The sequence below is a fragment of the Pseudomonas sp. S09G 359 genome (assembly GCF_002843605.1).
Taxonomy (GTDB): Bacteria; Pseudomonadota; Gammaproteobacteria; order Pseudomonadales; family Pseudomonadaceae; genus Aquipseudomonas.
The window spans coordinates 5,246,827-5,260,651 of sequence record NZ_CP025263.1 but is presented as its reverse complement, the minus strand read 5'-3'; the positions used below and the strand labels follow the sequence as shown (position 1 = coordinate 5,260,651).

The 13,825-nt window shown below is 61.8% G+C and carries 8 protein-coding genes; 7 read left to right on the top strand and 1 reads right to left on the bottom strand.

The window, feature by feature from the left end; genetic code table 11:
- Nucleotides 1-8: 8 nt before the first annotated feature.
- Together CXQ82_RS24025 and CXQ82_RS24020 are read left to right on the top strand one after the other, a co-directional pair.
- Entirely contained in the window at nucleotides 9-773 is a 765-nt protein-coding gene (locus tag CXQ82_RS24025; RefSeq protein ID WP_003214336.1) for an ABC transporter ATP-binding protein, read from the top strand.
- Nucleotides 774-1,021: 248 nt separating this feature from the next.
- Entirely contained in the window at nucleotides 1,022-2,002 is a 981-nt protein-coding gene (locus CXQ82_RS24020; RefSeq protein ID WP_016979802.1) for a GlxA family transcriptional regulator, read from the top strand.
- Here CXQ82_RS24020 and CXQ82_RS24015 read toward each other — a convergent pair.
- Complete coding sequence (locus tag CXQ82_RS24015; protein WP_101272603.1) at nucleotides 1,999-6,993, bottom strand: dermonecrotic toxin domain-containing protein; 4,995 nt, start codon at nucleotides 6,991-6,993, stop codon at nucleotides 1,999-2,001. The two genes, CXQ82_RS24020 and CXQ82_RS24015, sit on opposite strands and share 4 nt — an antisense overlap.
- 299 nt (nucleotides 6,994-7,292) lie before the next feature.
- Between CXQ82_RS24015 and CXQ82_RS24010 the strand changes: the two genes are divergently transcribed.
- The 5 genes from CXQ82_RS24010 to astB all read left to right on the top strand — a co-directional run bounded on the left by CXQ82_RS24010 (nucleotide 7,293) and on the right by astB (nucleotide 13,801).
- Nucleotides 7,293-8,513 carry an aspartate aminotransferase family protein gene (locus tag CXQ82_RS24010; RefSeq protein ID WP_101272602.1) on the top strand — a complete coding sequence of 407 codons (1,221 nt, stop codon included), beginning with the start codon at nucleotides 7,293-7,295 and terminating at the stop codon, nucleotides 8,511-8,513.
- Between the two features lie 245 nt (nucleotides 8,514-8,758).
- Complete coding sequence (gene aruF / locus CXQ82_RS24005; protein WP_101272601.1) at nucleotides 8,759-9,778, top strand: arginine/ornithine succinyltransferase subunit alpha; 1,020 nt, start codon at nucleotides 8,759-8,761, stop codon at nucleotides 9,776-9,778.
- A 61-nt stretch (nucleotides 9,779-9,839) separates the two neighbouring features.
- Nucleotides 9,840-10,865, top strand: coding sequence for an arginine N-succinyltransferase (astA, locus tag CXQ82_RS24000; protein ID WP_101272600.1), 1,026 nt, complete (start codon nucleotides 9,840-9,842; stop codon nucleotides 10,863-10,865).
- Nucleotides 10,865-12,331, top strand: coding sequence for a succinylglutamate-semialdehyde dehydrogenase (gene astD / locus CXQ82_RS23995; protein ID WP_101272599.1), 1,467 nt, complete (start codon nucleotides 10,865-10,867; stop codon nucleotides 12,329-12,331). Before astA ends, astD begins: the two co-directional genes overlap by 1 nt.
- Nucleotides 12,332-12,454: 123 nt before the next feature.
- Nucleotides 12,455-13,801 carry an N-succinylarginine dihydrolase gene (astB, locus tag CXQ82_RS23990; protein WP_101272598.1) on the top strand — a complete coding sequence of 449 codons (1,347 nt, stop codon included), beginning with the start codon at nucleotides 12,455-12,457 and terminating at the stop codon, nucleotides 13,799-13,801.
- Nucleotides 13,802-13,825 lie beyond the last annotated feature (24 nt).

Genomic DNA, 13,825 nt, shown 5'->3' with positions numbered 1-13,825 from the left:
CCGACCGCATGTACAAACTTGAAGTCCAAGACCTGCATAAACGCTATGGCAGTCATGAAGTGCTCAAAGGCGTATCCCTGGCCGCCGCGGCCGGTGATGTGATCAGCATCATCGGTTCCAGTGGTTCGGGCAAAAGTACCTTTTTGCGCTGCATCAACCTGCTGGAGCAACCCCACGCCGGCAAGATCCTGCTCAATAACGAAGAGCTGAAACTGGTGGCCAACAAGGACGGCGCCATGAAGGCTGCCGACCCTAAACAGCTGCAGCGCATGCGTTCGCGCCTGTCCATGGTGTTCCAGCATTTCAACCTGTGGTCGCACATGACCGCGCTGGAAAACGTGATGGAAGCCCCGGTGCACGTGCTGGGCATGTCGAAAAAAGACGCGCGTGAAAAGGCCGAGCACTACCTGGCCAAGGTGGGCGTAGGCCATCGTAAGGATGCGTTCCCTGGCCACATGTCCGGTGGCGAGCAGCAGCGCGTGGCGATCGCCCGTGCCCTGGCGATGGAGCCGGAGGTGATGCTGTTTGACGAACCCACCTCGGCGCTCGACCCGGAACTGGTCGGCGAAGTACTCAAGGTGATGCAGGACCTGGCCCAGGAAGGCCGCACCATGGTGGTAGTCACCCACGAAATGGGCTTTGCCCGTGAAGTGTCCAACCAGCTGGTGTTTTTGCACAAAGGCATCGTCGAAGAACGTGGCAACCCGCGTGAAGTGCTGGTGAACCCGCAGTCTGAGCGGTTGCAGCAGTTCCTGTCGGGCAGCTTGAAGTAATCAGGACTGCTTTTGTGCACTGATTTAGTGCATGCTTGGCAGTCTCACGACAAGCCCCAATCCCCTGTGGGAGCGGGCTTGCTCGCGAAAGCGTCAGATCAGTTGGTTGATGTGGAACAGGCCCACCGCATTCGCGAGCAAGCCCGCTCCCACATTTGGATCTTCATCAGCTTTTGAGATTTGTGTGGGTTTACCGGCTAGCATTGGCCTTTATCTTCATCACCGTTCTTCGCTTCGGATAGCACTCCATGACCGCCCATAAAATTGGTTTCCTGATTTGGCCCAGCACAAAAGCACTCACGCTTGCGCTGGCTGAGGAGGCCTTGCGCGTTGCCCAGCGGGTGCATCCGGACGTGGTCTACGAGCTGTCGTTCCTGCAAGCGGAACCGGCTACCGAAGGCGCCTGGCAGTTGCCCGGCGAGCCGTGGGCCGGCAAGTTGGAAGGCTTCCAGAAACTGTTCCTGCTGGCGGATGAACCGCCGACCGTGATCGCCTCGCAACTGAGCACGGCGCTCAAGCAGCTGGTGCGCGCCGGGTGTGTGATTGGCGGCTTGTCGGCCGGTGTGTACCCGTTGGCCCAGCTTGGCCTGCTCGACGGCTACCGCGCCGCCGTGCACTGGCGCTGGCAGGACGATTTTGCCGAGCGCTTCCCCAAGGTCATCGCCACCAGCCATCTGTTCGACTGGGACCGTGACCGCCTGACCGCCTGTGGTGGCATGTCGGTACTCGACCTGCTGCTAGCGGTACTGGCCCGCGATCACGGCGCCGAGCTGGCCGGTGCCGTGTCCGAAGAATTGGTGGTAGAACGCATCCGCGAAGGTGGCGAACGCCAACGCATCCCGCTGCAAAACCGCCTGGGCTCCAGCCACCCTAAGCTGACCCAGGCCGTGCTGTTGATGGAAGCGAATATCGAAGAGCCGCTGACCACCGACGAAATCGCCCAGCACGTGTGCGTGTCGCGACGACAACTCGAACGCATCTTCAAGCAATACCTCAATCGTGTCCCCAGCCAGTATTACCTGGAGCTGCGCCTTAACAAGGCGCGCCAGATGTTGATGCAAACCAGCAAGTCGATCATCCAGATCGGCCTGTCGTGCGGCTTCTCCTCGGGGCCGCACTTCTCCAGCGCCTACCGCAACTTCTTCGGCGCCACCCCCCGCGAAGACCGCAACCAACGGCGCAGCAGCAGCCCGTTTGAATTGTCGTCGGTGCCATCCGAGCGCGGTTAGTCTTCCAGCTCAATTGGCAGCCCGGGCGGAATATCGATATCTGCCAGGCGTCGGGTGAGGTCGATACCGGTCTTGATGGAAAACCGCTGAATCTGCCAGCGCCCTTCGGCGGAAAACGGGTTGCCGGATAAAAACATTCGGTTGCTGAAGCTCGACGGTATTTCGTAGAAATCCGGCGGGATGCTGGTCAGCCGGTTGTTGCGCAGGTCCACCAGTTCCAATCCGGTTCGGGTCAGCAAGCCATTCGGCAGTTCGGTCAGACCGCAGCGGCTCAAGGCCAGCAGTGCTAGATCAGGCATTTGGCTGACGTCGGGAGCAATGCTCAGTAGCGGGTTGTTACGCAAGTCGAGATAGACCAGGGCGTCCATGCCGGCCAGGGATCTGGCGCCAGCATCGCTGCGCCTGAGGTCGCAGTGCGCCAGGCTTAATATGCGCAATCGCTGCATTCTGAACACTGCCTTGGGGATACCGCCCAACTTCGCCTTGTAGACACGCAGCTCACTCAATTTGGGGAAGCTATTGAGGAATGCGTCGACGCTGGTGGTGATGTTGTCGCACTTGAGCTTTATCACCGAGACGTGATCGAAATTGGCCCGCAGGGTCGGGAGTTCACCGAGTATCGCCAGGTTGAACATCAGTTCGTGGGTGATGTGCGGGCCAGTGTCCAGCATGTTTACGTCGGTTTCGCGGCGCCAGGCCTGCTCCAGTAATTGCTTGAGTTGCCCACGCTTGAACTGCTCTGTGGCGGCTTCCTGCACATCCAGGGGGACGCCGAGTATGGGGTGTTCGGTCGGCTGCGCAACGACCCAGGCATCGAGGTCGCTTTGCAGTGTCTGATATTCCTGTTGCAATCGCGCCAAGGTCTTTTGGCCTGCGTCGAGATCCCCCGGCAAACCCATGATAAAACGCGAGGCCTCCTCGGTTTCGAAGGTCGGGTAGAGCGAGCGCACGCTGGCAATGTCGGGTTGCGGGGCCTGCACCGAAAGGTCTTCTCCCGTGCGCTGGTAGTAGGTTTTGACCTTGTTCAAGGTGGCGCGCGACAGCGGGTTGCCGGAGAAATCGAAGGCTTGGGTGGTATTCGCCGGTAGCTCGAACAGCGCCTCCGGCAGTTCGCCGATGCGGTTGCCCCGCAGGATCGCGGTGTCCAGTTTCGGTGCCGTCAGCAGGCCTTGGGGCAAGGTGCTGATGCCCGTCTCGGCCAGGTCCAGGAACAGCAACTCCGGCAGCCCCTCTACCGTGGGCACCAACCCGAGGGGGTTGGCGAAGAGGTCGAGCACTTGCAGGCGGCTCATGCCGGCCAGGGCAGCGTGGTCAGTGGCACTCAGGGTCAACTTGCAGTTGCTGAGTACCAGTTGGGTCAGGTACGGCATCTCGAAGATGGCTTTAGGCAGCTCATTCAGCGGGATGTCGCGCAACGCCAGGTGGTGCAGGTTCGTGAAGCGTTGCAGGAATGTCGCGATACCTTCGGTGCTGCTGTCGCCTTTGAGTTCCAGGAAGGTGACGTGCGGCATGTGCAGGTTCAGGGTCGGTAGCGTGCCGGGGAGCGGGTCTTTGAATTGCAGTTTGTAGCCGATTTGCGCGCCGATTTCGGGCTGGTGCACAGCGCTTTCCAGGCGCCAGCAGCGCTTGAGTTGTTGGGCCCATTGCTGGCGCCCTTGGCGGGCAATCGCGTAGTCCTGGCGGCTGAGGCGAACCTCGGTGCCAGGGTACAACCTTGGGGTGTCGGCTTCCCACAGGGAAAGGTCGTGTTCCAGCTGCTGGTACTCGGCTTGCAATGTGATCAGTGCGCTCTGTGCGCCACCGGGGTAGCGCGCCAGGCCTGCGACTATCGCCTCAATCTGTGCCGGTTGCACCGCCGGAAACAGCTCGCGGGTGCGGTCTTCCAGGGTGCGCCCGGCAGCGCCCGAGGTGGGGGCATAGCCGTCCATTCCGCCGGGCAGGCGCATGGTGGCGGGGTCGTAGGCCGGTTTGACCAACGGGTGCTGAAGCAGGATCGGGCGCAACGTATCGCGGGGCAGGGGGTTGTCGCGCAGGTTTTGCCGCAGCTTGGCGCCTTCACCGATATTCAGGCCCAGGGCGCTACGCTCGGCGTCCGGCAGGGCTTGCAGGATGGCGTTGTAGCAATCAGTGGGCGCAGAGAGTTCCGAGCCTGTATGGTCATAGGCCTGGTACTCGCCGTCTGGGTGCATCACCAGCACCTTGCGGATGACGGCGGTCAGCTTGCCGATGCTGTCGTGCAAGGCGCCCTCGAAGGCCAATTGCTTGACCTCGATGCGCACGTCGTTCGACCAGCCGGGCAGGTGTTCGAGGGAATGCAGGGCCAGCAGGGCGGCATCCGGCGTATCGCTTGAGTCCATGAACAAGCCTTCATAGGCGCGGGTCAGGCGCACTTCTTGTTGGGCCCAGCGTGCCAGGGTCTTCAGGCGGTCCGGCACTTTGCCCAGGCTTAACTGCTGCAACTCCTTCTGGTTGGCGCCGCGCAACAGCTCTTGCGCGATGCTGCTGGGCAGGCCTGGCTGGGAGTCGACCAGCGCCTGGACCCTGGGGTCGTTGGTCACTTCAAGGCCTCGGTAGCGCGAGTCAAACAGCGACGCGCGTTTTTCATCGGCCAGTGCGGCGAGCTTTTTGCGCAGCCGTGCAGTGCGCACCGGGAGCGCCTCAGGCTGGCCGATCAAAGGCTCGCCCAGCAGGTTTCTGATTTCTGTTTCATTCAGGGTTTGCAACACGATGCTGAGCAAATCGCCCCGGGCCAGCTGCGCCTCGTGGATCTGCACCACCGGGTAGCGGGTCTTGGGTACGTATTGCCAGGAGGTTTCGCCGCTGGTGTTTAGAAAGCGCAAGGCCTTGGTCTCTGGCCAAAGACCGTAGCTGGTGAGAAGTTGCAGTTGGGTTTGCGGGTCGGCCTTGGCGTGTACTGCCGGATCGTCGCTGTGCATTTGGTCAATAAAGCGTTGCAGGTCGCGGTCGATTCGCCAGCGTTTGATCTGGTCTACCAGCTGCGGCGGCAGCGGTTCGCTGTTGACGTGCACTTTGCGCAGGGCGTTGTAGTCGATGTCGCCTTGGCTGCCCAGGCGCTTGAGAGTGTCCAGGGGCACGTCTTCCAGCGTATGGCCCAGGCGCCGCAGCAACTGGTCATCGCTCCAGCTCAGTGGGGTGTCCAGTTCCGTGCGCCAGGCGCCGGCGCCGTTATGCCAGGCGCGAGGCTGGTAGGCGTTGGTCCGGCGGGGGTGTCGGAGGGTGGCTACACCTGCGTCGGACATCGACTGGATGCCAAGGCGCCCCTCGGGCAGTTGCAGGCTGGCGGTTTTACCGTGGTAGTGAAGGCCTTGGGCATCGGGTGTAGTGGTAGCGAAGGGGGTGGAGGCTTGTTGATACGGTTTCAGGTCCGGATGCCACAGGCGTGACTGGCCGTCGGGCAGCGTCACCGGTTTGAGCTTATCGATGAAGCTCCACAGTTCCTGCGGCAATACTTTACGCAGTACGTCCTCGGCAATCGGTACGCCGGTCGCAAACATGCCGAGCTGTACCAGGGTTTCCAGCAACGTGAAGAAGTGGCCGAGTGCCTGGTGGGTGCGGCCTTGGGCCCAGTCGATGATCGACTCGAAGGTCTCATCCAGCACCTGATACAGCGTATAGCCAATCATCAGCGCCCCCAGGGGCGGAAAAAACGGCGCGGCTACGAATGCGACGATCTCCAGCAACGTCGTGGCGATGTTTTGCAGGGCGTCCCAACGCTCCCAGCGGGCCTTGCGGTCGGCGCTGGCGGTGGAGACAGCGGTGACGGCGGCGTCATTGATGATCTTGTTGAGTTTTTGTTGGTATAGATGCGGCAGCACGTCGCCGTTGATGGTTTTCAAGGCGAATTGCAGGTTGGGCTTGCTCACCGGCGTTTCGCGCCAAGTGGGCATCGGATCGGTAATGACATGCTGATGCCAGGTCACGCGGCTCAGACGCTGGTTCAGGTCGGCGAAGAAATACCCGCGGTCTTCCTGGGCCACGAACCGGCTGAAAAACCGTTGATAGGCGCGCGCGCGCAGTTTGCGCGTCAGGTCCAGCATCAGTGCGGCGGATGAGGTGTACTGCTTGATCGGCGATTCGGGGTCGTCGGGGATATAGGCGACCACGGGGACCGTGTCCAGGTAGCGCTCAAGATTCGGGGCAAACACCACGATACCGCTCAACTGGGCCGACATCATGCTCAAGTCGTGGGCTTGCCACAGCTTGCCGTCCAGCCGCATGCCCTGCAGGCCGTCGACGATGCCCTCGATCAGGCGTCGCACAGTGCTGTCGAGGTCTTGCTTCATTACCGCCATCTGCAGCGCCGCCTTGAGCATGGCGTCCTGGGCAGTGTTGACTTGCGCTTGCAGCGTCGCTGAGGCCACCGGTTGCAAAAAATTCTCGGCCAGATAGGCCTGGTATTGGCCGCCGATATCCAGGCTGCGGCACAGTTGGATAAACGCCTGGATCCCCATACGCGCCTTGACCGCCGTGAGGAGTTCGAATTGATCGGCGGTTGCCGTCTGCTGCAGGTAGGACGATGCGTGTTCATGGGCATCGGCGTGTGTTTCAGCGGTTTCGAAGTTATGCAGGGCGGCTTCCAGCAATGACACGGTCCAGGTGCGGGCGCCGCCGGAGCGCAGTGGGAACCAGGGAATCGTCGCGGGAATATAAAGCCGGATCAGGGTCTTCTCGACGTCCAGTTCCAGTGCGAACTGCTCCCTGAGGGCCTTTTGCAGCTTGGGGCGCGCGAAATCATGGATGCCCAGCACGTTGCTCAGGGCCTGGTCCACCGGGTTTTGTGCGGTCCAGGCGGCCGCGTTGAGAGTTTTGAGGGTGTGGTGCTCGGCGTTCGAGGCAAGGCTGTACCAGGCCGGGAGGGCCAGGGTGGTGCGTTTGAGCTGCTGGCGCCGGTGGGCAGTGGCGTTGCCGAGCCACGTCGGCACGGTTTTGATCAACCGTTGGTAGTGAGGGCTGGTGGTGTGATCGTTCAAGGTGACGCTTTCCAAAGAAATAAAAGCCCATGGAAGCAAAACCTGCCCGATGGCGAGCGGTGCATAGATGAGTTCGCCCGGGCCGCAGACAAATCCGCTTGCCGATGCCGCAAACCCCCCGCCAGCGTTTAAACTGCGCCATTGCGACGCTATTTGTCGCATTGGCGTAAACCCGCGAAAATCACGGGTTGGCGCTATAAGAAGTTGTCGCTTGGCGGCAAGGCCGCACTGAAAACTGTCCTTACAATCCCTGCATCGCCCGCCAGTTCCAGGCAGGCGTTCCTCTTCAGGAGACTCCGATGTCCGTTGAGCAAGCCCCGGTGCAACGTGCCGATTTCGACCAGGTGATGGTGCCCAACTATGCACCTGCCGCCTTTATTCCTGTGCGTGGCGAAGGTTCGCGCGTTTGGGACCAGGCGGGTCGTGAGCTGATCGACTTTGCCGGCGGCATCGCGGTCAACGTGTTGGGCCACGCCCACCCCTCGCTGGTCGGCGCACTGACCGAACAGGCCAACAAGCTGTGGCATGTGTCCAACGTCTTCACCAATGAGCCGGCCCTGCGCCTGGCCCATAAGCTGATCGACGCCACCTTTGCCGAGCGTGTGTTCTTCTGCAACTCCGGCGCCGAAGCCAACGAGGCCGCGTTCAAGCTGGCCCGTCGCGTCGCGTTCGACCGTTTTGGTACTGAGAAGTACGAGATCATCGCCGCCCTCAACAGCTTCCACGGCCGCACCCTGTTCACGGTGAACGTCGGTGGCCAGTCGAAGTACTCCGATGGTTTCGGGCCTAAAATCACTGGCATCACCCACGTCCCTTATAACGACCTGGATGCGCTGAAAGCCGCCGTGTCGGACAAGACCTGTGCCGTGGTGCTCGAGCCGATCCAGGGCGAAGGCGGCGTACTGCCGGCTGAACTGGCCTACCTGCAAGGTGCCCGCGAACTGTGCGACGCCAACAACGCGTTGCTGGTATTCGACGAAGTGCAGACCGGCATGGGCCGCAGCGGCCACCTGTTCGCCTACCAGCATTACGGCGTGGTGCCGGACATCCTCACCAGCGCCAAGAGCCTGGGCGGCGGTTTCCCCATCGCGGCGATGCTCACCACTGAAGCGCTCGCCAAGCACCTGGTGGTCGGCACCCACGGCACCACCTACGGCGGCAACCCGCTGGCGTGCGCGGTGGCCGAAGCGGTGATCGACGTGATCAACACCCCAGAAGTGCTGGCTGGCGTGAATGCCAAGCACGACCTGTTCAAGGCGCGCCTGGAGCAGATCGGCGAGAAGTACGGCATCTTCACCGAAGTGCGCGGCATGGGCCTGCTGATTGGTTGCGTACTGAGCGATGCCTTCAAAGGCAAGGCCAAGGACGTGTTCAACGCGGCCGAAAAAGAGAATTTGATGATCCTGCAAGCCGGCCCGGACGTGGTGCGTTTTGCCCCGAGCCTGGTGGTGGAAGAGGCGGACATCAACGAAGGCCTGGACCGTTTTGAGCGTGCTGTGAAGACGCTGACGCAAGCCTGATAGACCGTTCGGCGCCCGAATGATCGGGCGCCGAGCACAAATTTTGTATGCCGGACCCTTTGGTTGGAGCTGTGAAGTTCAAATGTGGGAGCGGGCTTGCTCGCGAAAGCGGTGTATCAGTCACCAGATTTATAAACTGACACACCGTATTCGCGAGCAAGCCCGCTCCCACATTTGACCGCACTGGTTTTAAGCTCGTGTCCGGTATTTTTTCCTGTGAGTTTTTCGAGTTAAGGAGTGACACCATGCTGGTGATGCGCCCCGCGCAAATGGCTGATCTGGGCGAGGTACAGCGTCTGGCTGCGGACAGCCCGATTGGTGTCACCTCCTTGCCGGATGATGTCGAACGCCTGAGCGACAAGATCGCCGCCAGCGAAGCGTCCTTCGCGGCCGAGGTCAGTTTCAACGGTGAAGAAAGCTATTTCTTCGTGCTCGAAGACACCGAGACCGGCGAGCTTGCCGGCTGCTCGGCCATCGTCGCCTCGGCGGGTTACTCGGAGCCGTTCTACAGCTTCCGTAACGAAACCTTCGTGCACGCTTCCCGCGAGCTGAAGATCCACAACAAGATCCACGTGCTTTCCCAGTGCCACGACCTCACCGGCAACAGCCTGCTCACCAGTTTCTACGTGAAGCCTGCGCTGGTCGGTTCGCCGTGGTCGGAACTCAATTCCCGTGGCCGCCTGCTGTTTGTCGCCGGCCACCCCGAGCGCTTTGCCGACTCGGTGGTGACCGAGATCGTCGGCTACAGCGACGAGAACGGTGATTCGCCGTTCTGGGACGCCATCGGGCGCAATTTCTTCGACCTCAATTACGCCGCCGCCGAGCGCTTGTGCGGGCTGAAAAGCCGCACCTTCCTCGCCGAGCTGATGCCGCATTACCCGATCTACGTGCCGTTGCTGCCGGATGAAGCCCAGGAAGCCATGGGCCAAGTGCACCCGCGTGCGCAGATCACCTTCGACATCCTGATGCGCGAAGGCTTCGAGACCGACCACTACATCGACATCTTCGACGGCGGCCCGACGCTGCACGCGCGGGTGTCGGGTATTCGCTCGATTGCCCAGAGCCGCGTAGTGCCGGTGAAGATCGGCGAGATGCTCAAGGGGGTAGGGCGCCAGTACCTGGTCAGCAATGGCCAGTTGCAGGATTACCGCGCGGTGATGCTGGAACTGGACTACGCGCCGGGTAAACCGGTGACCCTCGACCTGGCAGCCGCCGAGGCCCTGGGCGTTGGCGAAGGCGCGAGCGTGCGTCTGGTAGCGGTTTGAATACTGCGCTTAAAAGAGAGTTTCGCGGGTGGCTGCAAGGCGGCCCGTCTGAGGAGATAGCATGATCGTTCGTCCCGTACGCAGCAGCGATTTACCGGCCCTGATTGATCTGGCGCGCAGCACCGGCACCGGCCTCACCACCTTGCCGGCCAACGAAGAGCGCCTGACCCACCGGGTTGGCTGGGCCGAAAAAACTTTCCGCGGCGACGCCGGGCGCGGGGATGCCGACTACCTGTTCGTGCTCGAAAACGACGAAGGCCGCGTGGTGGGCATTTCCGCCATCGCCGGCGCCGTTGGCCTGCGCGAGCCCTGGTACAACTTCCGGGTGGGGCTGACGGTCAGCGCCTCCCAGGAGCTGAATATCTACCGCGAGATTCCGACGCTGTTCTTGGCCAACGACCTCACCGGCAATTCCGAGCTGTGCTCGTTGTTTTTGCACGCCGATTACCGCACCGGCCTCAACGGCCGCATGCTGGCCAAGGCGCGCATGCTGTTTATCGCCGAGTTCCCGCAGTTGTTCGGCAACAAGATCATTGCCGAGATGCGCGGTGTGTCCAACGAGGCCGGGCGCTCGCCGTTCTGGGAAAGCCTGGGCCGGCACTTCTTCAAGATGGAATTCAGCCAGGCCGACTACCTCACCGGTGTGGGCAACAAGGCGTTTATCGCGGAGCTGATGCCGAAATTTCCGTTGTACAGCTGCTTTCTGTCTGAGGACGCGCGCAACGTCATCGGCAAGGTTCACCCCGACACCGAGCCCGCGCTGAGCATGCTCAAGAGCGAAGGCTTCAGCTACCAGGGCTACGTCGATATTTTTGACGCAGGCCCGGCGGTGGAGTGTGAAACCAGCAAAATCCGTGCGGTGCGCGACAGCCAGTCGCTGGTGTTGGCCATCGGCACACCGGGGGACGATGCTACGCCGTTCCTGATCCATAACCGCAAGCGCGAAGAATGCCGCATCACTGCCGCCCCGGCCCGTCTGGCGGCAGGCACCCTGGTGGTCGATCCACAGACCGCCAAGCGCCTGCAACTGGTGGTGGGTGATCAAGTGCGCGCCGTACCGTTGTCTGCTGCTCGGGAGTCGAAGTAATGAATTCGCTGTATATCGCAGGTAGCTGGCTGGCAGGCCAGGGTGAACTGTTTGAATCGCGCAACCCGGTGACCCAGCAGGTGCTGTGGGCCGGTAATGGCGCCACCGCCGAGCAGGTCGAGTCTGCCGTGCAGGCTGCACGTCAGGCGTTCCCGGCCTGGGCCAGGCGCCCGCTGGAAGAGCGCATCGGCGTGCTGGAAACCTTTGCGGCCACCCTCAAAGCCCGCGCCGACGAAATCGCCCGCTGCATTGGTGAGGAAACCGGCAAACCGCTGTGGGAATCGGCTACTGAAGTCACCAGCATGGCCAACAAGATCGCCATTTCGGTACAAAGCTACCGCGAGCGCACCGGCGAGAAGAGCGGCCCGCTGGGCGACGCCACCGCGGTATTGCGCCACAAGCCCCACGGTGTGGTGGCGGTGTTCGGCCCTTACAACTTCCCGGGGCACTTGCCCAACGGGCATATCGTGCCCGCGTTGTTGGCCGGTAATACCGTGCTGTTCAAGCCGAGCGAGCTGACCCCCAAAGTCGCCGAGCTGACCGTGCAATGCTGGGTCGAAGCCGGTTTGCCGGCGGGCGTGTTGAACCTGCTGCAAGGCGCGCGGGAAACCGGTATCGCGCTGGCGTCCAACCCGGGTATCGACGGCTTGTTCTTTACCGGCTCCAGCCGCACCGGCAATCACTTGCACCAGCAATTCTCGGGGCGCCCGGACAAGATCCTGGCCCTGGAAATGGGCGGCAACAACCCGCTGGTGGTGGACGAAGTGGCCGACGTGGATGCGGCGGTCTACACCATTATCCAATCGGCGTTTATTTCGGCCGGCCAGCGTTGCACCTGTGCCCGCCGCCTGCTGGTGCCGGAAGGCGCCTGGGGCGATGCGTTGCTCGCGCGCCTGGTGGCAGTGAGTTCGACGATTGAAGTGGGCGCATTCGACCAACAGCCGGCGCCGTTCATGGGCTCGGTGATTTCCCTGGCGGCCGCCAAAGCCTTGATGGACGCCCAGGAACTGATGCTGGCCAATGGCGCAGTGGCGCTGCTGGAAATGACTCAACCCCAGGATCAGGCCGCCTTGCTGACCCCGGGCATTATTGACGTGACCGGCGTGACCGAGCGCGAAGACGAAGAACTGTTCGGCCCGCTGCTGCAAGTGATCCGCTACGCTGATTTTGCCGGCGCGATTGCCGAGGCCAACAACACCCAATACGGCCTGGCTGCCGGCTTGTTGTCGGACTCCGAAGCGCGTTACCAGCAGTTCTGGCTGGAAAGTCGCGCCGGGATCGTCAACTGGAACAAACAACTGACCGGCGCTGCGAGCACCGCACCATTCGGTGGGGTAGGGGCCTCGGGCAACCATCGCGCCAGTGCCTATTACGCGGCGGATTATTGTGCGTACCCGGTGGCCTCGCTGGAAACCCCGAGCCTGGTGGTTCCGGCCACACTGACGCCCGGTATTACGCTGAAGTGAAGGTGACAGTGATCTAATGTGGGAGGGGGCTTGCCCCCGATGCAAGCCTCCTCCCACATTGGATTTGTGGTGTGTTGCAGACTTTTGATGCCTATAAAAACAGATGTTCGTGGAGCCTCGCCGATGAAATCCTATGAAGTCAATTTTGACGGTCTAGTGGGGCCGACCCATAACTACGGCGGTTTGTCCTTCGGCAACGTCGCATCCCAGAGCAACAGCCAGCAGCATTCCAACCCCAAGGAAGCGGCGTTGCAGGGTCTGCAGAAAATGAAAGCCCTGATGGACATGGGTTTTGTGCAAGGCGTGCTGGCTCCACAGGAACGCCCGGACGTGGCCGCCTTGCGCAGCCTCGGTTTCAGCGGCAGCGACGCCCAGGTGATTGAACAGGCGGCCAAACAGGCCATGCCGTTGCTGGTCGCCAGCTGCTCGGCATCAAGCATGTGGGTGGCCAACGCCGCCACCGTCAGCCCGAGTGCCGATACCGCGGATGGTCGCGTGCATTTCACCGCCGCCAACCTCAATTGCAAATACCACCGCAGCATCGAACACCCGACCACCAGCCGCGTGCTGGGGGCGATGTTCGCCGACGGTAAACACTTCGCCCACCACGCCGCGTTGCCGGCGGTGGCGCAGTTCGGCGACGAAGGCGCGGCCAACCACACGCGTTTCTGCCGCGAATACGGTGAGGCGGGCGTGGAGTTTTTCGTGTTCGGCCGCAGTGCGTTCGACCCCCGTTACCCGGCCCCGCAGAAATACCCGGCGCGCCAGACCCTTGAAGCGTCCCAGGCCGTCGCACGCCTGCACGGTTTGAAGGAGGGCGGTGTGGTCTACGCTCAGCAGAACCCGGCGGTGATCGACGCCGGCGTATTCCACAATGACGTGATCGCGGTGGGCAACGGCGAGGTGCTGTTCTACCACGAGGACGCGTTCCTCAATACCGAGCAGATGCTCGGCGAACTGCAGGCCAAGCTGGGCAAGCTGGGTGGTAACTTCCAGTCGGTGTGCGTGCCCCGCGCCCAGGTCAGTGTCGAGGACGCGGTACGGTCCTACCTGTTCAACAGCCAGTTGCTGACACGCCCTGACGGCTCGATGCTGCTGATCGTGCCAGAAGAGTGCCGTGCCAATGAACGCGTATGGCACTACCTGCAAAACCTCACCGCAGCCGGTGGGCTGATCCGCGAAGTCAAAGTCTTCGACCTCAAGCAAAGCATGCAGAACGGCGGCGGCCCAGCCTGCCTGCGCTTGCGTGTGGCCTTGAACGAAACCGAGCTGGCTGCGGTAAACCCAGGCGTTATCATGACTGCGCCGTTGTACGACACCCTGACCCAATGGGTCCACAAGCACTACCGCGACAGCCTGCGCGAAACCGACCTGGCTGACCCGCAATTGTTGCTGGAGTGCCGGACGGCATTGGATGAATTGACGCAAATCCTTAAACTGGGCTCGGTTTACCCTTTCCAGATCAATTAACGCACCCTCTTTTACGCCCTATGG

Excerpts from the sequence above, each read along its gene's own strand:
- CXQ82_RS24025 (WP_003214336.1), top strand. The coding sequence starts at position 9 with ATGTACAAACTTGAAGTCCAAGACCTGCATAAACGCTATGGCAGTCAT.
- CXQ82_RS24020 (WP_016979802.1), top strand. The coding sequence starts at position 1,022 with ATGACCGCCCATAAAATTGGTTTCCTGATTTGGCCCAGCACAAAAGCA.
- CXQ82_RS24010 (WP_101272602.1), top strand. The coding sequence starts at position 7,293 with ATGTCCGTTGAGCAAGCCCCGGTGCAACGTGCCGATTTCGACCAGGTG.
- aruF (WP_101272601.1), top strand. The coding sequence starts at position 8,759 with ATGCTGGTGATGCGCCCCGCGCAAATGGCTGATCTGGGCGAGGTACAG.
- astA (WP_101272600.1), top strand. The coding sequence starts at position 9,840 with ATGATCGTTCGTCCCGTACGCAGCAGCGATTTACCGGCCCTGATTGAT.
- astD (WP_101272599.1), top strand. The coding sequence starts at position 10,865 with ATGAATTCGCTGTATATCGCAGGTAGCTGGCTGGCAGGCCAGGGTGAA.
- astB (WP_101272598.1), top strand. The coding sequence starts at position 12,455 with ATGAAATCCTATGAAGTCAATTTTGACGGTCTAGTGGGGCCGACCCAT.